The organism is Arsenicitalea aurantiaca (genome assembly GCF_003994485.1).
GTDB lineage: Bacteria > Pseudomonadota > Alphaproteobacteria > Rhizobiales > Devosiaceae > Arsenicitalea > Arsenicitalea aurantiaca.
Map to the genome: position 1 here is coordinate 130180 of NZ_RZNJ01000004.1, position 23586 is coordinate 153765.

Consider the following 23586-nt stretch of genomic DNA (forward strand, 5'->3'; position numbering starts at 1 on the left):
TTCCTATTTCCTGAAGACGCCTACCATTTCGACATGGTGCGAGAAGGCGAACTGGTCGATGGGGGTGATCGTTCCGAGCCGATAGCCCCCTGCAACAAGGATTGCCGCATCTCGGGCGAAAGTGCCCGGATCGCAGGCGACCGAAACAATGGTCGAAACCTGCGAGCGGGCGAGTTCCTCCATTTGCGCCTGCGCACCCGCCCGCGGCGGATCGATGACGATTCCGTCGAAGCGAACGAGCTCATGCAGGGTCAACGGCTCCGAGAAGAGATCGCGCCTGCCGATCGTCACGGGCTTCAGCCCGGACCGGTTGCGCACCGCCATTTCAAGCGCGTCGATCGCCGCCCGGTCGGCGTCAAGAGCGGTCACACGCATAGAGGGCGCCAGCCGCAGCGCAAAAGGCCCGAGCCCGCAGAAGAGATCGGCAACTTCCGAACATCCCGAAAGGGCCGTGAGCGCCGTGCGCCCCAGCGCGTCCTCGCCGGCTTCGGTCGCCTGCAGGAAACTTGCGGGCGGCAAGGGCACGCTCGCTTCGCCGATCCGGATTTCAGGCTGCGTCCACTGCAGCAGCATTTCCCCGTTGAGCGTGATGCGCGTCACCCGCAGGCGTGGATCGAAGGCGATGTTGGCCCGCCTGGTCGTTCGGGAGACGGTCTCGACTGCCACGTCGATGCCGTTGGCGGCACTGGTGAGGCTGACGTCGCAATCGCCGAAAGCCGCCGCGCACGCCCTCGCAATGGCGGGAGCGCGTGTGCGCAAGCCCGGCACGAGGACCGGACAGGCGGCGATGTCGACCAATTCATGGCTGCGGACCCGCATATAGCCCACAGCCCCGCCCCGCGCATGCAGCGTCACACGGCGGCGACCCTTGCCATGAACGACGAGTGTGTCTGCCACTTCCGCGTCGACGCCGGCGCGCGCAAGCGCGGTCGCAACGAGGTCGCGCTTGAAACCTGCCGTATTATCGGGCGCCAGATGCTGGAGCGAACACCCCCCACACGTGCCGAAATAGGGGCAGAACGGCACGACCCGATCCGGGCTCGGGCTCAGAACCTCGACGAGCCGGCCGCGCTCGCCGGCTCGTTCGATCGCGACCTGCTCACCGGGGAGGGCGAACGGCACATAGACCCGGCTGCCATCGATCTCCGCCACGCCCTCGCCGCGCCGCCCGAGCGCGACGATCTCCGCTCTGATCATTGCGGGCGGCTGACGCGTTCGAGGAGGCTTGCAAGCGACACGAACGGGATCGCCGCATGTTCGGTGAGGCCCGACGCGCAGGTCGATACGGTCGAAACGCCGAGCCGGCAGTCGGCAGGGATGTCGTTGCGGACAAACCGCGTTGCATGGGCGTTAAGCTCGGGGGTCACCAGGCCCTTGTCGCCGGCATAGCCGCAGCAGGTGACCGAGCTCAGAACCGCGATACGCTTGGCGGCAGCGGCGGCGAGCGCCTCGATGGCGCGCTGTTCGCCCAGCCGCTGGGCCGAGCAATTGTGGTGGACCGCGACGATGTCCAGCGGCTCGGTGATGGTCAGCCGGGGAAGGATTTCGGCGAGGAGGAATTCCGGGCTGTCGACGACTTTCACCGGACCGTCATGGCCGTCCATGTGCTTGGCGCAGGTGGAGGCATCGGTGAAGACCACCAGCTTGCCGCCTTCCGAGAGCGTATCGATGGTGCGATCGAGCCGGCCACCGACCTTCCTGGCCTCCTCGGGAAAACCCTTGGAGAGGAAGGGCTGGCCACAGCAGAGCCCGGTGAGGTTTTTCGGGACCACCGGATCAAAGCCCGCGCGGCGCAGCAGCGCCACCATGGCTTCGGGCGTGGGCAGCAGGCCGAACTCGGTTTCGGGCGCCCCGAACATGCGCGTGGCGCAGGAGGGGAAATAGACGACCTTGCCCATAGGCGAGGAGAGCGGGGTGCGCCCGGCATCGCGCGGGGCGCCGGGGCCATGGCGCAGAGCGCGGCTGACGCGCGGCACGCGATCGCCCGAACCCTTGCGCAGGCCATGGGCGATGGCGTCGGTCGCGCGGTTGCCGAGGACGCTGCGCGAGAGATCGGCGGCGCCGAACCCGAACTGCATGCTGCGCTCGATGATGCCGGTGGTGCTGGCCGCGACGCGCGCCAGCCGCTTCTGCCCGGCGGTGCGACGGCGCGCGCGCTCGCCCAGCACCATGGTGCCGGTCTCGATGCCGACCGGACAGCGGAGCGAGCAGAGATTGCAGGCGGCGCAGGTTTCGAGCTCGTTGTAGCCGAACCCCTTTTCGATGGCGGCGAGACGCTCGGGATTGTCGCCCGAGACTTCGAGCCTTGCCCGCTCGCGCGCCACCGAAATCCGCTGGCGCGGGGTCAGCGTCATCTGGGTAGAGGGGCAGGCAGGCTCGCACAATCCGCATTCGATGCAGAGATCGACGATGGGATCGGCCTCGGTCATCGTCTTCAGATTACGGATGTGAATGAATTCGTCGGCGTTGAGCAGCACGCCGGGATTGAGCATGTTCTCGGGATCAAACAGCGCCTTGATGCGGTGCATCAGCCGATAGGCCTTCGGACCCCATTCCGCCTCGACGAACGCCGCGATGGCGCGGCCGGTGCCGTGCTCGGCTTTCATCGAGCCCTGGTGCTCGATTGAAACGAGGTGCGAAAGATCGCGCGAGAAGGCGTCGAGCCGGGTGACGGCGGCTTCTGTAGAGAAATCCTCGTTGAGCTGGAAATGCAGGTTCCCCGCCAGCGCGTGCCCGAAGATGATCGCATCTTCATAGCCATGCCGGTCGAGGAGGGTGCGCAGATCAGTGACGAAATCGGCCAGCCGCTCGATGGGCGCAGCGACGTCTTCACTCAGCATCGCGGTGCCCTTGGGCCTGATGGCGCCCATCACCGCACCGAACCCGCGCCTGATGTCCCAAAGCGCGTTCTGCTGGTCGGGATCGGTGAAGAAGGCTGGGTGGGAAAGTGCGCCCTCGGCAGCCAGCGCGTCCGAGACGAGCCTGATGCGCATGTCGAGTGCGGCGGCATCGGGGGCAGCGACTTCGACAAGAACGGCCGGCGAGGTGGGGGTGAGCAGAGGCACCAGCGGGATCATGGCGGGCTTGTGCTCGACCGTCGCCAGCGCCCGGCGCTCGATGAACTCGGCCGCCGACACGCCGGACTTGCCCGCGCGGATGATCCCGCGCGCGCAGGCGTGGGCATCCGGATAGGGCACGAGCGCCGTCGCCTTGAAGGGATGGTCGTCGACCGTATTGTAGGTCACCTCGGAGACGAAACCGAGCGTGCCCTCGGAGCCCACGATCAGATGGATGAGGATATCGATCGGGTCGTGGAAATCGGTCAGCGCGTTGAGCGCGTAGCCCACGGTGTTCTTGATGCGGTACTTGCGCTCGATCAGCGCCCTGAGCTCGGCATCCCCCATCACCTCGCGATGGAGTTCCTTCAGACCCTCGAGAAGGTCAGGCCGCGCCTTCGCGAAATCCGCGCGCGATTGCGCGTCCCCTGAATCGAGCACCGTGCCGTCCGCCAGCATCACCCGGAGCCGCGCCATGGTGTGATAGGTGTTCTGTGCCACCCCGCAGCACATGCCCGATGAATTGTTGGCGACGACGCCCCCAACCTTGCAGGTAGACATGCTCGCCGGATCAGGGCCGATCTTGCGGTCGAACGGTTTGAGGGCCCGATTGGCATGGGCAACGATAACCGACGGCCCGAGGGTGATCCGGGTAGCGTCGGGGCTGACGTCCATTGTGCGGAAGCCGTCCCCGAGCACCGCGAGCACGCCATCGGTAACGGCCTGACCGCATAGCGAAGTGCCGGCCGCCCGGAACGTGACCGGGAGACCTTCCGCGCGCGCGGCAGCAAGAAGGGATGCGACCTGCGCTTCGGTATCGACGATCGCGACCAGCGCCGGCACCATGCGGTAGGCACTGGCATCGCCCGAATAGGCGTAGGTCATCAGCGGATCGGCAAGGAGCTTTTCGGGAGCGATCACGCCTGCAAGGCGGGTCACCATTCCTGCGGCCGCCGCCGGTCCATTCGCCCCAATCGGGGCCATGCTGTTCACGTCCTGCCACTCCTGCTCAGTCGGGCATCCTTAGCATCCCCCGGCGATCATGGGGAGAGCGCTCGGAAGGGTGCGGCAAGCCGTCCCCGCGAACGAGCGCGCGGGAACGGACTTTTCAGATGTCGAAATCGGCCTCCGGACGACCACCGATCTCCTCGATCTCCCGGGCGGCTCGCAGCAGGATCTCCGCGGCACGACGCTGTGCCGCCTCGTCCTTGCGCAGGGCGTGCGAAAGCGCCGTCTTCAGCGCCCGGCGCGCTTCGTTGACCTCGGGCAGGACCCCCGGATAGTCGCGGTCAGAGCGACTGTGCCGATCGCCGCCAAAGCCGAAGCCCTCATCGACTTCACGCATCTTGCGTCGGATCTGCGCCACGCGATCCCCGGCCTTGCCAAGGAAATCGAGCGTCTTTTCGATCGCCTCGCCATTGTCGGCGAGATGGGCCCGGCCCGCCTCGGTGATGGTGTAGGCCTTGCGGCTGCCATCCTGGGCAGAGGTGACATAGCCGGCTTCTTCGAGGAACGTCAGCGCCGGATAGACGACGCCGGGGCTCGGAACATAGAACCCGTGCGAACGCTCCTCGATGGCCTTGATCAGATCATAGCCGTGTCGCGGCTGCTGATCGATCAGGTAGAGCGCCACAAGCCTGAGGTCGCCGGAGGCAAGCATGCGTCCGATACGAAAATTATCGCCCATGCCGTCGAGCCGCCCCAGTCCCTTGCGGGCCATGGCCTCGAACCGGCGCCAGTTGGGCTCACCATCCCTGTTCTGCCACATGATATCTCTCCGATGTATCTTGACACTGTCAGATACATCGGGCTCGATTTCCCGGGGTTCAAGATATATCGCAGAAAAAAGCGCCTCTGCCGATTGCCCATGAAAAAACCCGGCCACCAGGGCCGGGTTCAAAGGCGCACCGATAGGTAAGGACTATTCGGCCGTGGTCTCGGCGTTCGCTGCTGCCTCCGCGGCGGCGGCTGCCTCGGCTTCCTTGGCGGCATGCTCTGCAGCCAGGGCCTCGGCGGCGGCGACCTTCTCGGCTTCCCGGGCGGCCTTGGCCTGCTGGGCGGCCTCGCGCTCGGTGGCCTCGATCTTCTTGGTGCGGGCATTGGTCGATTCGAAAATGCGAGCCGACTTGCCGCGACGATCGCGCAGATAATAGAGCTTGGCGCGGCGGACCTTGCCGCGACGGAGCACTTCGATGCTCGCAACGTTTGGCGAGTGGATCGGGAACACGCGCTCCACACCCTCGCCATACGAGATCTTGCGCACCGTGAAGCTCTCCATGAGTCCGCTGCCCGAGCGCGCGATAACCACGCCCTCATAGGCCTGCAGGCGCTCTTTTTCGCCTTCACGCACCTTCACCCACACCTTGACGGTATCGCCATGGGTGAATTCGGGGGTCTCGCGCTTGGAGACGAGAGCGTCGAGCTGCTCCTTATTGAGCTGTTCGATGATGTTCATATCGAAAAATCCGTTCTGATCTTTTCAATGGGATGCCGTTCCGGGAAGTCCCGGGCATCCGGTCTTGGTTTGACGGAGGTTTGTTCTTGTCTTTGGATGCGGGCCCGAGTGTGCGGGGCATGCTTCGGAGCGGGCCTATAGTGCATATTCGGACGGACGTCCAGAGCCCTGCCATCCGAAGCGATGATTGGCCAATCCGGCCAATCGAGTCATTTTGCCTTGCCGATAGCCTTTTTGCGGCTGCGCGCCAGCAGATCCGGGCGGCGGCGTGCGGTCAGCGCCTCTGCCTCCTGCTGGCGCCAGCGGGCGATCTTGCCGTGATCGCCCGAGACGAGCACCTCCGGTATCGCAAGTCCCTCAAAGAGAGCAGGCCGGGTGTACTGCGGATATTCGAGCAGGTCGCCCTCGAAGCTTTCCTCATGGCTGCTTTCAGCGGCGCCGAGCACTCCAGGGATCAGGCGCACCACCGCTTCGAGCAGCACCATCGCAGCGACCTCTCCGCCTGCGAGCACGTAATCCCCGATCGAAACCTCCTCGAGCCCGCGCGCCTCGATGACCCTTTGGTCGACCCCCTCAAAGCGCCCGCAGACGATGAGCGCGCCCGGGCCGGCTGCGAGTTCGCGAACCCGCTGCTGGTCGAGGGGCCGGCCGCGCGGGCTCATCAGGAGCTTGGGGCGCAGATCCCCTTCAGGGGCGATCGCATCGATGGCGCGCGCGAGGATATCGGGCTTCAACACCATGCCCGGCCCGCCGCCCGATGGCGTGTCGTCCACCGTCCGGTGCCGATCGGTGGCAAAATCGCGCAACTGGGTGGCCGCAAGCTGCCATCGCCCTTCCGCCAGCGCCCGCCCCAGGATCGACGCACCAAGCGGGCCGGGAAAGAGTTCGGGAAAAAGCGTTATGACGTCGGCGCGAAAACTCATGGCGCCTCAGCACCTTCATCGTCCGCACCGTCAGCCAGTTCGCCTTCGACTTCTGCCGGAGGCTCGACGACGAGATAGCCAGAAGCGAGATCGATCTGGGGCACGACCGCGCGCGTGAAAGGCAGCAGCCGCGTACCGCCGCCTGTTTGTCTGATCTCCAGAAGATCGTCAGCCCCGAAATTCTGCACAGCGATCACCGAGCCGAGCACCGTTCCGTCCGAACCCCGCACCGCAAGCCCGACCAGATCGGCATGATAGAAGTCGTCCTCCGCCTCGAGCGGTGGCAAAAGGCTCCGGTCGATCATGAGGTCGAGGCCGTTCAAGGTCTCTGCAGCATTGCGGTCGGCTACCCCCTCGATCCTGCAGACCACAACATTGCCCGCAACGCGCGCCGAACGGATCGTGATCGTAAGCCCACGCCGGCTTGTCGCGAGCGGTCCATAGCTGGCGATCGCCAGCGGATCCTCGGTAAAGGACTGGATCCGTATCTCGCCCTTGATCCCGTGCGCCGCCCCGATGCGCCCGAGCACGATCATGTTTCCCGGCTCTGTCATCGCCCGCGCATCCTCTGCCATTCCAGCGCTCTTTATCCCGCCGTCGCAGCACGGGCAAGCAAGGGGGCCGGTCCAGCGAGAGTGCCAATCAAGCCCAGAACAAAAAGCCCCGGCCGCCAACAGCGACCGGGGTCTAAATCTCGCGATGAAAAGCGATTACTCGCTGGCGGCTTCCTCGGCGGGAGCCTCTTCGGCGGCCGGTGCGTTCTTGGCTTCCTCTTCGGCAGCCTTGCGATCGGCTTCGGCCTGGGCACGCGTTTCGGCACGCTCCTTGGCCTTTGCGCCGGGCTCACCCTTGGTGGGGTTGCTGCGCGGTGCGCGGTTCAGAATGCCGGCGGCGTCAAAGAAGCGCAGCACGCGGTCCGTGGGCTGGGCACCGACCGACAGCCAATGCTGGGCACGTTCGGTGACGATGGTCACGCGCTTGTCCTTGTCGGCGAGCATCGGATCATAGGTCCCGACGCGCTCGATGAAGCGGCCATCGCGCGGTGCGCGGGCATCGGCGACGACGATGTGATAATAGGGGCGCTTCTTGGCACCGGCACGGGCAAGGCGAAGTTTGAGCGACATCTGAATTCTCCTGAAGTGTCTGTCGAAAAGGCTTATTTCTTCTTGGGGTTGAACCCGCCGAGTCCGGGAAGGCCGGGGAAACGCGGGGCGCCGCCCAGACCGGGAAGGCCGGGGGCGGAATTGAGGAGCTTGCCGACATCGGTCGGCAGCTTTTCGGTCATGTCCTTGGGCATTGCCTGGCCCAGCGCTGCGGGATCGATCCCGGCCGCGCGCGCCATCTGCTCGAGCTGGGCCGGGTCCATCTTGGAAACGTCGGGCATGCCGCCCGGGGGCAGCATGCCGCCCATCTTGCCCCCGAACATGCCCGCAAGGCTGCCCATGCCGCCCTTGGAAACCTTCTTCATCATGTCCGCCATCTGGCGGTGCTGCTTCATCAGCTTGTTGATCTCGGAAACCTCGACGCCCGCGCCCGCCGCGATGCGCTTGCGGCGCGAGGCGTTGAGCAGGTCCGGATTGGCCCGCTCCTTCTTGGTCATCGATCCGATGATGGCGATCTGGCGGTCGAACACCTTCTCGTCGACATTGGCGCCGGCCATGGCTTTCTTCAGCTGTCCGACGCCCGGCATCAGCGCCATCAGCCCGCCCATGCCGCCCATCTTCTTCATCTGCTGCAACTGATTGCGCAGATCCTCGAGGTCGAACTGGCCCTTCTTGAACTTCTTGGCCATCTGCTGCGCATCCTGCGCAGAGACCGTCTGGGCCGCCTTTTCCACGAGGCTGACGATGTCGCCCATGCCAAGGATGCGGTCGGCGATGCGCGAGGGATGGAAATCCTCGAGCGCATCCATGCGCTCGCCGACGCCGATGAGCTTGATCGGCTTGCCGGTCGCCGCGCGCATCGAAAGCGCGGCGCCGCCGCGACCGTCACCATCAACGCGCGTCATCACGATGCCGGTGATGTCGACCCGCGTATCGAACGAGCGCGCGAGGTTCACCGCGTCCTGACCGGTCAGGGCGTCGACGACGAGCAACACCTCATGCGGATCGGCAAGCTGCTTGATCTCGGCCGTCTCGGCCATCAGCTCTTCATCGATATGGGTGCGGCCGGCAGTGTCGAGGATGAGGACGTCGAAGCCCCCCAGCCGCCCCTCGCGTGCGGCGCGCCGTGCAATCTCGACGGGCGTCTCGCCCGCAACGATCGGCAGGGTTGCGACCGAGATCTGCTCGCCGAGGATCCGCAACTGATCCATTGCTGCGGGCCGGCGCGTGTCGAGCGAGGCCATCAGGACCTTCTTGCCCTGCTTCTCGCTCAGCCGCTTGGCGATCTTGGCGGTGGTCGTGGTCTTGCCCGACCCCTGCAGGCCCACCATCATGATGGTAACGGGTGGCGCGGCATTGAGGTCGATCGCCACCGCCGCCTCGCCCAGAACCCGCACGAGTTCGTCATGGACGATCTTCACGACCTGCTGGCCCGGGGTGACCGAGCGCGTGACTTCTGCACCGATGGCACGCTCGCGGACCTGTTCGACGAACGCGCGCACCACTTCGAGCGACACGTCCGCCTCGAGCAGCGCCCGGCGAACTTCGCGCAGCGCCTCGCCAACGTCGGCTTCGCTCAGCGCACCGCGCCCGCGCAGCCCATCGAATATCTTGCCAAGCCGGTCGCTCAGGCTTTCAAACATCGCTCGTCCTCTCGCTTCTCGGGCCATTGGGCCTCGAGGCGATATGGGGACCATCGCTGCCAACGCCAAACGCAAACCACACCCGCGGGCGCATCGCGCTGGCGGGTGTTGACCTCCGGGATCTCTTTAGACCTTTGCGGGTCCCGGTCGGCGGAAATGGTGTCGTCCTGATGGATCGAGCCGGTGCGATAGGGCAAACGGGGGGTGGAGTCAAGGTTTCGGCGCCGCAAGCTCCTCACCCGTCTCGCACCGACACGAGAGGAGAGGGAAGAACTTAAGCCACGCCAAACGCGCCTTCCTTCCCCCTTATTGGAGAAGGTAGCCCGCAGGGCCGGATGAGGGGTTCCTGCTCGCTTCAGGACTGCCATGCAGAGCTCGCCGGCGTGCCAAGCTGGAAATCGCGCCCATTCTGCGCCATATAGAGGCTAACCAACTCCCGAGAGGCTCAAAGTGAGCGGCACCCCGTTTCTCAAGATGAACGGTCTGGGCAACGACTTCGTCGTCATCGACGGTCGACAGAGCGGACTGCGTCTTGCGCCCGCTACGGTGCGCGCAATTGCTGACCGGCAAACAGGTATCGGCTGCGACCAGTTGATCGTGCTCGAACGCCCGCGTGCCGATGGGGCAGACATCTTCATGCGCATCCATAACGCCGAAGGTGGCGAGGTCGACGCCTGCGGCAATGCCAGTCGCTGCGTTGCGGGTCTTCTCGCAGACGAGATGGGGCGCGATCACGTGGTCATCCAGACCAATGCGGGGTTGCTGAGCGCCGAGGTCGACGGGGGATCTGCGAGTGTAGACATGGGCCGGCCGCGCTTTGGCTGGTCCGACATCCCGCTTTCGGAGCCGTTTGCCGACACCACCGGCATCGAACTTCAGATCGGGCCCATCGATGCGCCGGTGCTCCACACGCCGTCGGTCGTCAATGTCGGCAATCCGCACGCCATCTTCTGGGTCGATGATCTCGACGCCCATGATCTTGAGCGCTTCGGCCCGCTCCTCGAGAACCATCCGATTTTCCCCGAGCGTGCGAACATCTCGCTGGCGCAAATCCTCTCACCCGAGCGCATCCGCGTACGGGTTTGGGAGCGGGGCGCTGGCCTGACCCTCGCCTGCGGCACTGCCGCATGTGCGGTGGGTGTCGCGGCCGCACGCAAGGGCCTCACCGGCAGAAACGTGACCGTGGAACTACCCGGCGGCCCCCTGCAGATCGAGTGGCGTGCCGACGACCACATCATCATGACCGGAGCCTGGACCCTCGATGGGCCCGGCGAAATTCCCGAGCACCTCCTTGCTGTCCCGGAGGCCGTTCGTTGACCGGCATCGAGACCCTGACATTTGGGTGCCGCCTCAACGCCCATGAGACCGAGGTGATGAGGGCCGAGGCCACCAAGGCCGGGCTCGACAATGCCATCATCATCAACACCTGCGCGGTGACCGCCGAAGCCGTGCGCCAGGCCAAGCAGGCCGTGCGCAAGGCCCATCGGGACAATCCCGACCGGCGCATCATCGTCACCGGCTGTGCCGCCCAGACCGAGGCGCGCAGTTTCGGCGACATGGCCGAAGTCGACCTCGTCATCGGCAATGCCGACAAGCTGCGGGCCGAGAGCTACGCGCCCATGGTCTTTGGCGCCCCCCTCAACGATAAGGTGCAGGTCAACGACATCATGAGCGTGCGGGAAACCGCCGGCCACCTCATCGAGGGGATGGACGGGCGTGCCCGCGCCTTCGTTCAGGTGCAGAACGGTTGCGATCATCGCTGCACCTTCTGCATCATCCCTTTCGGGCGCGGCCCCTCGCGCTCGGTGCCCATGGGGCTGGTGGTCGAGCAGATCCGGAAGCTCGTCGACAATGGCTATGGCGAAGTGGTGCTGACAGGTGTCGACATCACCTCCTATGGCCCCGACCTGCCCGGGGCGCCCAGTCTCGGCAAGCTCGTCCAGGCGATCCTGCGGCACGTGCCGGACCTGCCGCGGCTGCGCATCTCCTCGATCGATTCCATCGAGGCGGACGCCCCGCTGTTCGAGGCTTTCGCCTCCGACCGCCGCCTGATGCCGCACCTCCACCTCTCGCTGCAATCGGGCGACGACATGATTTTGAAGCGGATGAAGCGCCGCCATCTGCGCGCCGACACGCTGGAGTTCGTCGAGAAGATCCGCGCCATCCGCCCCGAAATGGTGCTGGGCGCCGACATCATCGCGGGCTTCCCGACCGAAACCGACGCCATGTTCGAAAATTCGCTCTCGATCGTCGCCGAGGGCAGGCTCACCTATCTTCACGTCTTTCCCTATTCCCCCCGCTCCGGCACGCCCGCCGCCCGCATGCCGCAGGTCGACCGGGGCGTCGCCAAGGCCCGCGCCGCGCGCCTGCGCGAGGCCGGGGAGACACAATTCCGCGCGCTCTGCGAAAGCCGGCTGGGTGCGATCGAATCCGTCCTCGTCGAGCGCGAGGGGCTGGGCCGCACCGAGCAGTTCGTGCCCGTAACCCTCTCCGGTGCCGAGCCGGGCCGGATCGTCCGGACCCGTATCACTGGGCTCGCGCCTGACGGCCTCGTCGGCGAAGCCATTGACGCGGGCGCCGCGAACGCCGAAAGGAACGCGGCATGACAGAAAACCGCAAGATCGGCTTCATGGAGCGCCTCTTTGGCGCAAAGCCGAAGCCCGCCGACCCTTCTCCCGCCCCGCCTGAGGCAGAAGCGCCGCAGACGGCTGATCGTCCCGCCGATCCGCCCCCGCCGCCGCCGCTCGACACGCCCCCCCTTTCCGCACCGACTGAAGATCGCGCACCTCCGCCTGATGCGAGCACGGCGCCAGGCAACTCGACCGATATGGACGAAGAGCCGCATGGGCTCGCCGGTCCACCCGAAACGACGGTCGAGTTCGTGGAAGAGGTCGAGGATGCGCTCGAAACCCCACCCGAGCCGGTCCCCCCCATACCTGCCCCTTCCCCCCTGTCGGTGGCTGCCGATGCGGCACCGCGGCAGAACTGGTTTCAGCGTCTCGCCACTGGCCTCAAGCGATCCTCCGATCAGCTAACCGGCGGCATCACCGCCGTCTTCACCAAGAAGCGGCTCGACGAAGCCATGCTCGAAGAGCTCGAGGATGTGCTGATCCAGGCCGATTTCGGCGTTGAAACCGCAACCAGCGTCACGGACGCGCTGCGCCGGGATCGCTTCGATCGAGACGTGACGACGGCCGAAGTCCGCGCCGTGCTTGCGGGAGAGGTCGCGCGCGTCCTCGCACCCGTCGCCCGGCCGCTCGATATCGACCCGGCTCACAAGCCGTTCGTCATCCTGATGGTCGGGGTCAACGGGTCGGGCAAGACGACCACCATCGGCAAGCTCGCCCAAAAGCTTTCTGCAGAGGGCAAGTCGGTGATGCTCGCGGCGGGCGACACCTTCCGCGCGGCCGCCATCGAGCAATTGCAGGTCTGGGGGCGGAGGACAGGCGCGCCTGTCGTTGCCAAGCCGACGGGCGCGGACGCTTCCGGCCTCGCCTTCGAAGCGGTGACGCGGGCGCGGGCCGAAGGATCGGACGTCTTGATCATCGACACGGCGGGCCGCCTGCAGAACCGCGACGAACTGATGAGCGAGCTCGAAAAGATCGTCCGCGTCATCAAGAAGGTCGACCCCACCGCCCCACATGCGACCCTGCTGACGCTCGATGCGACAACGGGCCAGAACGCGCTGAGCCAGGTCGAAATCTTTGGGCGCCGCGCCGGCGTCTCAGGGCTTGTCATGACCAAGCTCGACGGCACCGCACGTGGCGGCATCCTCGTGTCGATCGCCCGCAAACATGGCCTCCCGGTGCATTTCATCGGGGTGGGCGAAGGCGTCGATGACCTCGAACCTTTCAAGGCCGATGACTTTGCGCGCGCCATCGCCGGTCGGGCCGAATGATCGGCCGCATTTGGACCATGCTGCACCGTTAGCACTGCAAAGGCCGGGCTCGGCTTGCCTCGAGCCCGGCAGGTGCCCATATTGGCGCGAACAGAAAGAAAAGACGAGCCGATGACCGAACACACCGCCAAGGGCTCCGAGCCAGCCGCAGCCGAGCCGAGCTGGTCAGAGCTCCGTCCGCAATTGACCAAGCTCGGCCTCGAACTCGGGCCGCTCGTGGTGTTCTTCATTGCCAATGCACGCGCCGACATTTTCGTCGCCACCGCCTGGTTCATGGGCGCGATGGTGGTTTCGCTGCTCGGCTCCTGGCTCCTGCTGAAACGGATCGCCGTGATGCCGCTCGTCACCGGTGTCGTCGTTCTGGTCTTTGGCGGCCTGACGCTCTGGCTGCAGGACGATACGTTCATCAAGATGAAGCCGACCATCGTCAACACCATGTTCGGCGCGGTGCTCCTCGGCGGGCTACTCTTTGGGCAGTCGCTGCTCAAATACGTGTTCGGCGACGTCTACAAGCTGAAGCCGGAAGGGTGGACCGCTCTGACGTTGCGCTGGGGCCTGTTCTTCTTCGTCCTCGCGATCCTCAACGAAGTCGTGTGGCGCGGCTTTTCGACCGATTTCTGGGTTGCCTTCAAGGTTTGGGCGATCATGCCGCTGACCATCGTCTTTTCGATGTTCCAGCTGCCGCTTCTCACCCGCTACGCGCCCGATGCCGAAGAGCCGAAGCTGACCCTGACGGACGCACCCAACGCCCGCTGACCGGGACTTTTGCGGTCGGCTTCAGCCCCGCTTTCTCGGTCGTCGAAACGGCTTGCCAGCGCGCGCCTCTGATGATTCAGTCTCTGGGCGCGCCAGCTGGAAAGGGCGACCATGCCAGAGCTGATCCTCCTCCTGCTGGCTGGACTGCAGCTCAAGCATTTCGTCGCCGACTATCTGTTACAGACCCCGATCATGCTCGCCGGCAAAGGCGATCTCGGCCATCCAGGCGGCTATGCGCATGCAGCGGTCCACCTCGTCGGATCGGCGCTTGTTCTCGTCTGGGCTGGTTTGCCACCGATGGCCCTCATTGGTCTCCTCGCCCTCGAATTCGTCCTCCATTACGGGCTCGATTATCTGAAGGCCCGCTATGGCGGGTCCGCAGGACATGCCGAAACGCCACGCCGCTACTGGGCGCTGCACGGGCTCGACCAGTTCCTTCACCAGCTCACCTATGTGGGCATGCTGGCGATGGTCGTCCTGATCCTTCGATAGTTCAGCCCTTGCGGCGACGCTTGCCGGACTTGTCGACCAGTTGCGCGAGGATCTTGTCGACGAGATCGAGATCCTCTCGCTTGCCGGCGGCCTGCTGCTGCAGATCCACGAGATAGGACGTCGTATAATAGAGCCGCCGCGCAAGCAGGGCCGCGACGTGCAGGGCGATCTCTGGGCGGCTGCCCATGAATGCCAGCGCATCGTCGATGATGTGCGCGCGGACCGGGCCCAGCGCCTTGACCGTTGCGCTGTGAGCCATGTCGAGGAGCACCGCCATCTCCCCGAAGATCGAGCCCGGCTCATCGACATAGCTGACCTGGGTGCCGCGGCGCATGACTTCCACCTGCCCCTCGATCAGCACGAAGATGCGCCCCGATTGCTGCCCCTCGGCCAGAAGCGTCGTGCCGCTCTCGAAATCTTCGACCGGCATGCCTTTGCAAAAATCGAGAATGTCCGCCATGTGCCCCGCTCCGCTGCCCGCGCGAGGCCATCCTGCCCTATTTCGCTGTCGCGAAAAAGAGTGGCCGTGAGCCCCGGTGAGACGGCCTTGCGCTCAGCCCGCTGCCCCGTCTTCGAGGAAGATGTGCACCCGCCGTGGATCGACGTGCGCGGTGACCGTACTCCCCCGCGCGACATCCTGCTGGCCATCGAGCGACACGGTCAGCGTCTGCCCGTCAGCCGTAGTGCCGTAGATCATCGTTGCGCCACCGAGCTGCTCGACGAGATCGACCCTTAAATCCGCAAGCCTGAGCCCGTCCGCCTCAGAAAGGGAGATGTGCTCGGGACGGACCCCGAACTGCACCGAACTGCCCGGCGTCGCCCGCACGGCCCGCGGCAGGATCATCCGGGTGCCCGCGACACTGAGGGCGCTGCCGACACCATCCACAGCTTCGAGGCGCGCTTCGAGGAAGTTCATCTTCGGGCTGCCGATGAAGCCGGCCACGAATTTGTTGCGCGGTGCGTTGTAGAGATCGAGCGGGGCACCGACCTGCTCGACATGGCCGCCATTGAGCACGACGATCGTATCGGCCATCGTCATGGCCTCCACCTGGTCGTGCGTGACGTAGATCATGGTGTTGCCCAGCTCGCGATGGAGCTTTGCGATCTCCACGCGCATCTGCACCCGCAATTCGGCATCGAGATTGGAGAGCGGCTCGTCGAACAGGAAGATCCGCGGCTCCCGCACGATGGCGCGCCCGATGGCGACGCGCTGGCGCTGCCCGCCTGAAAGCTGCTTCGGCTTGCGCTCGAGTAGCGGAACGATCCGCAGGATCTCCGCTGCGCGCATCACGCGCGGCCTGATCTCGGCGTCCTTCAGGCCTGCCGTCTCGAGCCCGAAGGCGAGGTTCTTGTAGACCGACATATGCGGATAAAGGGCATAGGACTGGAAGACCATCGCAATGCCGCGCCGCGCCGCGGGCACCTGGTTCATCCGCTCCCCGTCGATCAACATGTCCCCGCCACTGATCGGCTCGAGCCCGGCAATCATCCGCAGCAAGGTAGATTTGCCGCAGCCCGAGGGCCCGACGAAGACGACGAACTGGCCGGGCACGATTTCGAGATCCACCCCGTGGATGACTTCGACCTCGCCATAGCGCTTGACGATCTTGGTGAGGGTGACGCTGGTCGCCATGCTCTCTCCTCAGGCGCCCGCAGGCAGCCAGCTGCGATATTTGGGATGGTCGGGGCCGATGGGCAGGGTGACCTCGCTGCGCGTTTCGGCAGAGTGATAGAAGGCCGTGACCAGTTCGAGCGCGCGCCGCGCATCCGCACTCGTTACCGGCAAGGGGCCGCCGGTTGCGATGGCTTCGTGAAAGAGCCGCATCTGGGTTTCGAACCGGGGCGCCACCGGCTGCCAGTCCGCGAGGAGGGCGTCGATCTGCGCTGCTACCGCCTCATTGGCCGGAATGATCGTCCATGGCTTTGCGCCCGGCGAATAGGGCGCGTGATCGCTTTCGAAGGTCACGTTTTCAAAGCAGAGCCGGAGCCTGCTGATCTCGTCCTGATTGCCGAGCGTCGCGGTCAGTGAGACGAGCGCGCCGCTTTCCATGAGGCAGGACGCGCTGACGCAGTCTTCCACCTCGATAGGGTTCACGCGGGTCGCAACCCGGCCGAAAACGCCAGCGATTGGACCCATCAGATAATTCATCAGGTCATGGATGTGGATTGCGTGCCCCATCAAGACGCCGCCCAGCTCGGTTTTCCATTTGCCGCGCCATGGCACTGCATAATAGTCCGCGCCGCGCCGCCAGAAGGTTTCGGCGGTGCCGACATAGGGTTTTCCGGCAATCCCCGCCTCGAGGATGGCCTTGACCCGTGCGATGCCGTCTCCGAACCGGTACTGAAAGATGGGCATCAGCCGCCCGGCCGCCTCCGCCTCGGCAGCCATCACCGCATCGAGATCGGCGAGCGATCCGACGAGCGGCTTCTCGCAAACGACATGCTTGCCGGCCGCAAGGCTCTTGAGGATCTGTTCGTAATGCACCGAGGGCGGAGTACAGATGTCGATGACGTCGATGCCATCATCGGCAAGGAGAACATCGAGAGAGGTCTCGCGCCTCGCAATCCCGAAGGCATCCCCCAGATCATCCATGCGCCTGGGATCGAGATCGCAGAGCGCGGCAGCCTCGAAGAGCGACGCGTTGCTGAGATAGCCCTCGGTGATGTGACTGCGCCCGATGCCGCAGCCGATGACGGCGACGCGCAGGCGGCTCATTGCTGCCACTCGGTGCCGGCTTCGGCCATCTGCTGGGCCGTGAGCGCGAGCTCCATGGCCTTGAAGCAATGGGCCTGGCTCATCGCGGTTTCGGTCCGGTTCTCGATGTCGGCAAGCAATTGCCGGCCGTAGGGCAGCTCGGTATCCGAGCAATCGATGCGCGATATGCCCTCGTGATTGACGAGGATCAGGTGATCGATCCCCTCCCGCCCTGTGACGTCGATATATTTCCGAAGCTCGATATAGCCATCGGTCCCCAGAATGGTGAGCCGTCCGTCGCCCCAAATGGGCAGACCCTTGGGAGTAAACCAGTCCACGCGGACATAGCCCGTCGTGCGCGGCGTGCGCAGATGGATGTCGCCGATATCCTGCAGGCCCGGATGCTCGGGATGCGCACGATTGGCAACGGTCGCCGAAATCACTTCCGCTTCGATCGTGCCCGAAAAGAAGAGGAACTGCTCGCACTGGTGCGAGGCAATATCGGTCAGGATCCCGCCATAGCGCTGGCGTTCGAAGAACCACGGCGCGCGTTTGCCATTGCTGAGCGAATGTGGCCCGAGCCCAACCGTATGGAGCACCTCGCCGATCGCGCCCTCTGCAACGAGTTCGCCCGCGCGCACGGTCGAGCGGGTCTCGAAATGCTCCGAGTAGCAGACCGAATAGATCCGGCCGGTCTCGGCCTGGACCGCACGCAGCTCGGCGAGCTGATCAAGGCTCGTCATGCCCGGCTTGTCGACCATGAAATCCTTGCCCGCGCGCATCGCCGAGAGCCCGATTGCAGCCCGGTCCCCGGGGATCGCGGCCGAAACGACGAGGGCAAGCGCCGGATCCTCGAGGATGGCGCGCGGATCGGCAACGCGACGGGCTTCGGGGTAGCGGGCGGAAAAAGCCTCGGCCAGATCGTCTTCGGGCGCGTGGAAGGCGGTAAAGCGTGCGCCGGCCCTCAACAGGCAGTCCACCTGCCCGAAGACATGACCGTGATTGATGCCGATGACGCCGAAACTGATGCTCATGCTGATGTTCCCGAGGCTCAGCGCTTCATGCCGGTAGTGGCGATGCCCTCGATGAGGAGACGCTGGAAGAAAAGGAAGAAAAAGAAGACCGGTACGAGGCTGAGCGTCGACATGGCGAAGAGCCCGCCCCAGTCGCTCTGCGCGCTCGAATCCACAAAGCTGCGGAGCCCCAACTGGACAGTGTAGGAGCGCATGTCGTTGAGGTAGATGAGCGGCCCGAAGAAATCGTCCCAGGTCCAGATGAAAGTGAAGATCGCCGCGGTTGCGAGCACGGGCATCGAGAGCGGCAGCATGATCTTCCAGTAGATGCGCCAGGGGCCGCACCCGTCCATCATCGCCGCCTCATCGAGTTCGCGCGGTATGCCGCGGAAGAACTGCACCATGAGGAAGATGAAGAACGCGTCCGCTGCGAGGAATTTCGGCACCACGAGCGGCAGGATGGTGTTGACCCAGCCCAGATTGAGAAAGAGCACGTATTGGGGGATGAGGGTCACGTGATAGGGCAGCATCAGCGTGCCCAGCATGAGCGCGAACCAGAACCGCCGCCCTGCGAAATCGAGCCGCGCGAAGGCAAAGGCGGCAAGCGAGCACGCGATCAGATTCCCTACAATCGAGAGCGTCGCGATGACGAACGAATTCCAGAAGAACGTGCCAAAGCTGATGCGCAAGCCGAACCACCCGCGCACATAGGATGAAAAGTCGATCGCCGATGGGATGATCGAGCCGGACTGGAAGATCTCGGTCTGTGGGCGCACCGATGCGGCGAGCATCCAGATGAGCGGGTAGAGCATCAGGATCGAGCAGGCGATCAGGACGGCATGAATGCTGATCGAGAGGATGCGACGCGCGAGGCGGTTCTCCCCGCCCCGCACCACGCTCAGGCGATGCGGTTCAGTCGTCATAATGCACCCAGAACTTCGAGGTCAGGAAGGCAAAGCCGGTAAAGAGCGCAACGATGACCACGAGCACCCAGGCGAGCGCTGAGGCGTAGCCCATGCGGAAATAGGCAAAGGCCTCCTGGTAGAGATAGAGCGTGTAGAAAAGCGTGGAGTTGATCGGCCCGCCGGTGCCGCCCGAAATGATGAAGGCGGGGGTAAAGGCCTTGAACGCCTCGATGGTCTGGACGACCGCGTTAAAGAAGATGACCGGGGTCAGCAGCGGCAGGGTGATCTTGTAGAATTGGCGCCAGCGCGAGGCGCCATCGAGGCTCGCGGCCTCATACATGTCGGCAGGGATCTGGCGCAGGCCCGCAAGGAAGATGATCATCGGGGACCCGAACTGCCAGACGCTGAGCACGATCAGCGTCCAGAGCGAATAGTTGGGGTTGGAGATCCAGCTCGGCCCGACAATCCCGAAATTGGCGAGGAACATGTTGACGAGCCCATCGGCGGCGAAAAGCTGCCGCCAGAGCACGGCGATCGCCACCGACGCGCCCAGCAACGAGGGCAGATAGAAGACCGCCCGGTAGAGCGGCAGGCCCCGCATGCCGCGATTGAGCGCAACGGCCACCAGCAGGGCGAAGCAGAGTTTCAACGGTACCGAGAACAGGACGAAGGAGAATGTCACGCGCATGGACGCAGCGAATTTCGGGTCCGCCGTGACCATGCGCACATAGTTGGCCGTGCCCACCCAGACGGGCTCGCGCAGCAGGTCGAAATTGGTAAAGGAGAGATAGAGCGAAATCAGCGCAGGCCCGAGCGTCAGGCCGAAAAAGCCGATGAGCCAAGGCACAAGAAACATATAGCCCGCCCCGTTGCGCTCCCAGAAGCGGGAGAGCACGGAGCGGTTGGCGCGCCCGGCAGCGATGTCGATCGAAGCGTCCGCGCGCGCCGTCATCGTCAGCCCCGGGCCAGGATGCCGGCGGCTTCGTCGATGAAGGCCGGGCCGGCGGCTTCGGGCGTCGTCGCGCCGAAAGCGATTTCCTCCGACACGCGACGAAGCGCGAAGTCGACCTCGCCCGCACCGGCCGGTGGCGGCGGTGGCAGCGCCCCGGCGAGATCACCGAGGCCCGCGACATAGGCGACGGCGCGCTGGCCCAGCTCGTCCAGCGTCGGGGTCAGCGCATCGCGCACCGCCGCGGATTCCGGCACCCCACGCTCGACACCAAGCACGGCTGCCGCCTCGGGATTGTTGACGAAGAAATCGATGAACGCCACTGCGCCTTCGGGATTGGCGGCCTGGGAGGCCACCGAAAAGAACATCGACGGCTTGCGGTAATGGCCGCCCGAACCATCTGCGCCGACGCGGGGATAGTTGCTGAGCGTGATGGGCTCGGGATTGATCGCCTGATACCCCACGAGCTGGTTGGAATGGGCAAAGGACGTCGCGGCGCGCCCCAGGCTCACCATGCCCGTCTCGATCGTATACTGGTCGAGCGCCTGCACGTCGGGCGGCACCGTCGCGCCAGCGGCGCGCATGTCGGCCCACATCTGGAACCACTCGGTCACGTCCGCGGCATCGAAGCCGAGCTGCTCGTCTGCCGTGTAGAGCGCCTTGCCGCGCTGACGCAGCCAGTTCTCAAAGAGCGGCTCCACACCAGAGCCATCTGCCGTTCCGGCATAGTTCTGACGCGGCGTCGCCTGGGAGAATTCCGTCATGGCCGCCGCGAACTCTTCCCAGGTCGTATCGGGCCCGGGAAGGTCCATGCCGACTTCCTCGAAAGCAGCGACGTTCAGCATCAAGGCCGATGAATTGGCCCCGAGGCTAATGCCGTAGAGCGAACCATCGACGCTGCCGCCCTCGATCTGGGCCTGATCGAAATCATCGACGTGCAACGCTTCGCCGCGATAGCCCTCGAGAGGGGCGAGTGCGCCGCGCCGCGCATATTCGAAGAGATAACGATAATCCATCTGGATGACGTCAGGGGCATTGCCGCCTGCGGTCTGGGTGGCCACGCGCGGCCAGTAATCACCCCAGCCAAGGAACTCGCCATCGACCGTCATGCCCGAGTTTGCCGCTTCGAAGAGGTCGGCCACCGCAAAAGTGCGATCGGCACGATCCTGGCTGCCCCACCACAGGAGGCGGAGCCGATCGGCCTGTGCGAAAGCCGGACGGACGCCGGTGGCGCCAAGCGCCGCAAGCGCGGCACTGCCGATGAGGAATGAACGTCTGTTGGTCATGACCATGGTCTCCTCCCTTTGGTCGTGCGCGGGCGCAGGAGCGCCCCGCGATAGCCCATGCCGGGCGGGCGCAAGCCTGCCGAGCATCCTCCCCTGGGGACCTGAGGGCCCGCGGATCTTGCGTCCGCTGAGCCATAAGTCACCATCTGGTTACATGACGCCAAAGCGCTAGCCTGCTGTCAAGCAGGCTCGTGTTCGCATTTTCGAGATTTGGTGGCTTGCGTCTTCCATACCACATTGTGGTGGAGTTCAGGCACCCGTCTTTAAATAGTCGAGCACCATTTCGACGGCATGGGCTTCGCGTTCCTGCACCATGGCGATGTCCTCGAGATCGCGCGCGAAGATCACCGACAGCGTCTTCATGTTGGAAACGTAGAAATAGCCCAGCGCCGCAACCGAAATGTAGAGCTGGATTGGATCGGCATCCCGCCTGAACAGACCTTTTTCGGCACCCCGGGCGATGATCGTCTCGATCTGGCCAACGAGCGGCGAATGCAGCGCCGGAATGTCGGGGAGCGTTTTCAGGAAGCGCGCATTTTCGAGGTTTTCCGTCGTCAGCAGCCGGGTGAACCAGGGATTGGCGAGGAAATGGCGAAAGGTGAAGCGCACCAACCGGTCCATCGCTTCGACGGGGCCGTATCGATCAAGGCTGAGCGCACGCTCGCCCCTCCGGATCTCCTGGTAGGCATCGAGGAGCACCGCGCAGTAGAGCTCCTCCTTATTGCCGAAATAGTGGTAGAGCAGCCGCTTGTTGGCCCCTGCCCGCTCGGCGATCGCATCGACGCGCGCACCCTCGAAGCCGCGCGCGCTGAATTCGGCGCGGCCGGCCGCAAGGATTTCCGCCTTGGTGCGCGCCGCGTTGCGACCGCGCCGCTCGCCGTCAGACGGAGCCCGCCCGGCCGGTGTTTCGGACGAAGAGGGCTCTGACACGGGACGATACCGCCGGAATGGACATCAGGATGGTGAAGACGATCGTCAAGCAGATAACAGCGCTGATCGGGCGCGTAAAGAAGGGGCTGGGATCGCCATTGGTGAGCAGCAGCCCGCGCCGCAGATTGAGATCGAGCAGATCGCCCAGGATGATGCCGAGCACCAGCGGGGCCATGGGGTACTTCATTTCGCGCAACAGGAAGCCGATGAGCCCGAAGGCGACCATGACGTAGACGTCGAACATGCGCTGCGTGATGGCAAAGGACCCGACAACGCAGAGGACGTAGACGATCGGCATCAGCCGCTCGCGCGGCACCATGAGCACCGTCAGCAGCGGCCGGGTCAGCGAGAGGCCGAAGACGAGGATCGCCAAGGTGGAGAACAGAAGGATCGCCACGATCTGATAGAGAAACTGCGGGTTCTCCGTCATGAGCAGCGGGCCGGGCCGGATGCCGTGGATGAACATTGCGGCAATGAGCACCGCAGCCGCCGCAGAGCCGGGCAGGGCAAGCGTGAGGGTTGGGATCATCGCCCCCGGTACGACTGCGGAATTTCCGGTTTCGGCCGCGATCAACCCTTCCTGACTGCCGCGACCAAAGAGCTTGCGCTCCTTGCTCGCCCGCTTGGCCGCCGCATAGGACGCCCAGGCCCCGACATCTTCCCCGACGCCCGGCACGATGCCGACAAACGTGCCGATGACGCCCGAGCGCAGCGTCGTCTTCCAGTATTTGAGGACCTCTCCGAAGCGCGGGACGACCCGGTCGCCTGCGGTCACGACCCGCGCCTGTGCCCGGCGCTTCATCACCCCGAGGATTTCCGCGAACCCGAACGCCCCGACCATTGCCGGAATGAGATCGACCCCGCCGCCCAGCGCCGCGATGCCGAAGGTGAAGCGCTGGTGCGCGTGGAGGGTCTCCATGCCGATCATCGCGATGAGAAGGCCCAGTATCCCGGCGATATAGCCCTTCAAGGGATCGTCCATCGCCGTCAGCTGGCCCGAAATGACGACGCCGAAAAGCGCGAGCCAGAAGAACTCATAGGTGCCAAAGCGCAGCGCCGCCTCGGCGAGGAGCGGCGCGATCAGCGCCAGAAAAAAGATGCCGACCACTGTGCCAAGGGCAGAGGATGTCGTCGCGAGCCCCATGGCCAGCCCCGCCTTGCCCTGCAGCGCCAGCGGATGCCCATCAAGCGTCGTCGCCGCCGAGGCAGGCGTGCCGGGAATGGCGAGGAGGATCGCCGTTCGGCTGCCGCCATAGATCGCCCCTGAGTAAAGACACATGAGGCACAGGATCGCCTGATCGGGCGACATCTTGTAGGTGAGGGTCACGAGAAGAGCGACGCCCATCGTGGCGGTGAGACCGGGCAATGCGCCGATGATGATGCCCAGAAGGGTAGCCCAGGCGATATTGAACAGCGAGACCGGGTTGAGGAAGTGTGTGATGCCGCCGAAAAGAAGCCCGAGGCCGTCAAACATGGATCAGC

General features: G+C 64.9%; 21 protein-coding genes and 1 pseudogene. 5 read left to right on the top strand and 17 right to left on the bottom strand.

The window, feature by feature from the left end:
• Positions 1 to 3: 3 nt before the first annotated feature.
• From EMQ25_RS11910 to ffh, 8 genes are all read right to left on the bottom strand, one after another.
• Positions 4 to 1197 carry a class I SAM-dependent RNA methyltransferase gene (locus EMQ25_RS11910; protein WP_127188811.1) on the bottom strand — a complete coding sequence of 398 codons (1194 nt, stop codon included), beginning with the start codon at positions 1195 to 1197 and terminating at the stop codon, positions 4 to 6.
• Positions 1194 to 4040 (bottom strand): FAD-binding and (Fe-S)-binding domain-containing protein, encoded by a 2847-nt coding sequence (locus tag EMQ25_RS11915; RefSeq protein WP_244606586.1) that lies wholly within the window; start codon positions 4038 to 4040, stop codon positions 1194 to 1196. Before EMQ25_RS11915 ends, EMQ25_RS11910 begins: the two co-directional genes overlap by 4 nt.
• 124 nt (positions 4041 to 4164) lie before the next feature.
• Positions 4165 to 4824, bottom strand: a complete 660-nt coding sequence (locus EMQ25_RS11920; RefSeq protein ID WP_127188813.1) for a PadR family transcriptional regulator — start codon at positions 4822 to 4824, stop codon at positions 4165 to 4167.
• Positions 4825 to 4977: 153 nt separating this feature from the next.
• On the bottom strand, positions 4978 to 5511 hold the full coding sequence (gene rplS / locus EMQ25_RS11925) for a 50S ribosomal protein L19 (protein ID WP_127188814.1): 534 nt from the start codon (positions 5509 to 5511) through the stop codon (positions 4978 to 4980).
• A gap of 209 nt (positions 5512 to 5720) precedes the next feature.
• Complete coding sequence (trmD, locus tag EMQ25_RS11930) at positions 5721 to 6434, bottom strand: tRNA (guanosine(37)-N1)-methyltransferase TrmD (protein WP_127188815.1); 714 nt, start codon at positions 6432 to 6434, stop codon at positions 5721 to 5723.
• On the bottom strand, positions 6431 to 6988 hold the full coding sequence (rimM, locus tag EMQ25_RS11935; protein WP_127188816.1) for a ribosome maturation factor RimM: 558 nt from the start codon (positions 6986 to 6988) through the stop codon (positions 6431 to 6433). Before rimM ends, trmD begins: the two co-directional genes overlap by 4 nt.
• A 156-nt stretch (positions 6989 to 7144) precedes the next feature.
• Positions 7145 to 7558 carry a 30S ribosomal protein S16 gene (gene rpsP, locus EMQ25_RS11940; protein WP_127188817.1) on the bottom strand — a complete coding sequence of 138 codons (414 nt, stop codon included), beginning with the start codon at positions 7556 to 7558 and terminating at the stop codon, positions 7145 to 7147.
• A 32-nt stretch (positions 7559 to 7590) separates the two neighbouring features.
• Positions 7591 to 9180: a signal recognition particle protein gene (gene ffh, locus EMQ25_RS11945; RefSeq protein WP_127188818.1), complete on the bottom strand. Its 1590-nt coding sequence runs from the start codon at positions 9178 to 9180 to the stop codon at positions 7591 to 7593.
• A gap of 450 nt (positions 9181 to 9630) precedes the next feature.
• Here ffh and dapF point away from each other — a divergent pair, with 450 nt between their 5' ends.
• From dapF to EMQ25_RS11975, 5 genes are all read left to right on the top strand, one after another.
• Positions 9631 to 10497 carry a diaminopimelate epimerase gene (dapF, locus tag EMQ25_RS11955; RefSeq protein WP_425290235.1) on the top strand — a complete coding sequence of 289 codons (867 nt, stop codon included), beginning with the start codon at positions 9631 to 9633 and terminating at the stop codon, positions 10495 to 10497.
• Positions 10494 to 11786, top strand: coding sequence for a tRNA (N(6)-L-threonylcarbamoyladenosine(37)-C(2))-methylthiotransferase MtaB (gene mtaB, locus EMQ25_RS11960; protein ID WP_280177638.1), 1293 nt, complete (start codon positions 10494 to 10496; stop codon positions 11784 to 11786). The genes dapF and mtaB overlap by 4 nt, the downstream gene beginning before the upstream one ends.
• A complete protein-coding gene (gene ftsY / locus EMQ25_RS11965) occupies positions 11783 to 13078 on the top strand; it encodes a signal recognition particle-docking protein FtsY (RefSeq protein ID WP_127188820.1) in 1296 nt (431 codons plus the stop codon). Before mtaB ends, ftsY begins: the two co-directional genes overlap by 4 nt.
• A gap of 111 nt (positions 13079 to 13189) precedes the next feature.
• On the top strand, positions 13190 to 13834 hold the full coding sequence (locus tag EMQ25_RS11970) for a septation protein A (protein WP_127188821.1): 645 nt from the start codon (positions 13190 to 13192) through the stop codon (positions 13832 to 13834).
• Positions 13835 to 13945: 111 nt separating this feature from the next.
• Positions 13946 to 14326 (top strand): DUF3307 domain-containing protein, encoded by a 381-nt coding sequence (locus EMQ25_RS11975; RefSeq protein WP_127188822.1) that lies wholly within the window; start codon positions 13946 to 13948, stop codon positions 14324 to 14326.
• Position 14327: 1 nt separating this feature from the next.
• Here EMQ25_RS11975 and EMQ25_RS11980 read toward each other — a convergent pair whose 3' ends face one another.
• From EMQ25_RS11980 to EMQ25_RS12020, 9 genes and pseudogenes are all read right to left on the bottom strand, one after another.
• Complete coding sequence (locus tag EMQ25_RS11980; protein ID WP_127188823.1) at positions 14328 to 14786, bottom strand: Crp/Fnr family transcriptional regulator; 459 nt, start codon at positions 14784 to 14786, stop codon at positions 14328 to 14330.
• 93 nt (positions 14787 to 14879) lie between these two features.
• On the bottom strand, positions 14880 to 15959 hold the full coding sequence (locus EMQ25_RS11985; RefSeq protein WP_127188824.1) for an ABC transporter ATP-binding protein: 1080 nt from the start codon (positions 15957 to 15959) through the stop codon (positions 14880 to 14882).
• 9 nt (positions 15960 to 15968) lie between these two features.
• Positions 15969 to 17042 (bottom strand): Gfo/Idh/MocA family protein, encoded by a 1074-nt coding sequence (locus EMQ25_RS11990; protein ID WP_127188825.1) that lies wholly within the window; start codon positions 17040 to 17042, stop codon positions 15969 to 15971.
• Positions 17039 to 18055 (bottom strand): Gfo/Idh/MocA family protein, encoded by a 1017-nt coding sequence (locus tag EMQ25_RS11995; protein ID WP_127188826.1) that lies wholly within the window; start codon positions 18053 to 18055, stop codon positions 17039 to 17041. The genes EMQ25_RS11990 and EMQ25_RS11995 overlap by 4 nt, the downstream gene beginning before the upstream one ends.
• 17 nt (positions 18056 to 18072) lie before the next feature.
• Positions 18073 to 18846: a carbohydrate ABC transporter permease gene (locus tag EMQ25_RS12000; protein ID WP_244606588.1), complete on the bottom strand. Its 774-nt coding sequence runs from the start codon at positions 18844 to 18846 to the stop codon at positions 18073 to 18075.
• Between the two features lie 100 nt (positions 18847 to 18946).
• Positions 18947 to 19810: pseudogene (locus tag EMQ25_RS12005) on the bottom strand (carbohydrate ABC transporter permease); the annotation flags it as partial.
• A gap of 83 nt (positions 19811 to 19893) precedes the next feature.
• Complete coding sequence (locus tag EMQ25_RS12010) at positions 19894 to 21180, bottom strand: ABC transporter substrate-binding protein (RefSeq protein WP_425290236.1); 1287 nt, start codon at positions 21178 to 21180, stop codon at positions 19894 to 19896.
• Positions 21181 to 21423: 243 nt separating this feature from the next.
• Complete coding sequence (locus EMQ25_RS12015) at positions 21424 to 22104, bottom strand: TetR/AcrR family transcriptional regulator (RefSeq protein ID WP_127188830.1); 681 nt, start codon at positions 22102 to 22104, stop codon at positions 21424 to 21426.
• Entirely contained in the window at positions 22055 to 23578 is a 1524-nt protein-coding gene (locus EMQ25_RS12020) for a tripartite tricarboxylate transporter permease (protein WP_127188831.1), read from the bottom strand. The genes EMQ25_RS12015 and EMQ25_RS12020 overlap by 50 nt, the downstream gene beginning before the upstream one ends.
• Between the last annotated feature and the right edge of the window lie 8 nt (positions 23579 to 23586).

Coding starts and splice junctions, on each gene's coding strand:
- EMQ25_RS11910 (WP_127188811.1), bottom strand. CDS start 1,197: ATGATCAGAGCGGAGATCGTCGCGCTCGGGCGGCGCGGCGAGGGCGTG.
- EMQ25_RS11915 (WP_244606586.1), bottom strand. CDS start 4,040: ATGGCCCCGATTGGGGCGAATGGACCGGCGGCGGCCGCAGGAATGGTG.
- EMQ25_RS11920 (WP_127188813.1), bottom strand. CDS start 4,824: ATGTGGCAGAACAGGGATGGTGAGCCCAACTGGCGCCGGTTCGAGGCC.
- rplS (WP_127188814.1), bottom strand. CDS start 5,511: ATGAACATCATCGAACAGCTCAATAAGGAGCAGCTCGACGCTCTCGTC.
- trmD (WP_127188815.1), bottom strand. CDS start 6,434: ATGAGTTTTCGCGCCGACGTCATAACGCTTTTTCCCGAACTCTTTCCC.
- rimM (WP_127188816.1), bottom strand. CDS start 6,988: ATGACAGAGCCGGGAAACATGATCGTGCTCGGGCGCATCGGGGCGGCG.
- rpsP (WP_127188817.1), bottom strand. CDS start 7,558: ATGTCGCTCAAACTTCGCCTTGCCCGTGCCGGTGCCAAGAAGCGCCCC.
- ffh (WP_127188818.1), bottom strand. CDS start 9,180: ATGTTTGAAAGCCTGAGCGACCGGCTTGGCAAGATATTCGATGGGCTG.
- ftsY (WP_127188820.1), top strand. CDS start 11,783: ATGACAGAAAACCGCAAGATCGGCTTCATGGAGCGCCTCTTTGGCGCA.
- EMQ25_RS11970 (WP_127188821.1), top strand. CDS start 13,190: ATGACCGAACACACCGCCAAGGGCTCCGAGCCAGCCGCAGCCGAGCCG.
- EMQ25_RS11975 (WP_127188822.1), top strand. CDS start 13,946: ATGCCAGAGCTGATCCTCCTCCTGCTGGCTGGACTGCAGCTCAAGCAT.
- EMQ25_RS11980 (WP_127188823.1), bottom strand. CDS start 14,786: ATGGCGGACATTCTCGATTTTTGCAAAGGCATGCCGGTCGAAGATTTC.
- EMQ25_RS11985 (WP_127188824.1), bottom strand. CDS start 15,959: ATGGCGACCAGCGTCACCCTCACCAAGATCGTCAAGCGCTATGGCGAG.
- EMQ25_RS11990 (WP_127188825.1), bottom strand. CDS start 17,042: ATGAGCCGCCTGCGCGTCGCCGTCATCGGCTGCGGCATCGGGCGCAGT.
- EMQ25_RS11995 (WP_127188826.1), bottom strand. CDS start 18,055: ATGAGCATCAGTTTCGGCGTCATCGGCATCAATCACGGTCATGTCTTC.
- EMQ25_RS12000 (WP_244606588.1), bottom strand. CDS start 18,846: ATGCTCTACCCGCTCATCTGGATGCTCGCCGCATCGGTGCGCCCACAG.
- EMQ25_RS12010 (WP_425290236.1), bottom strand. CDS start 21,180: ATGGTCATGACCAACAGACGTTCATTCCTCATCGGCAGTGCCGCGCTT.
- EMQ25_RS12020 (WP_127188831.1), bottom strand. CDS start 23,578: ATGTTTGACGGCCTCGGGCTTCTTTTCGGCGGCATCACACACTTCCTC.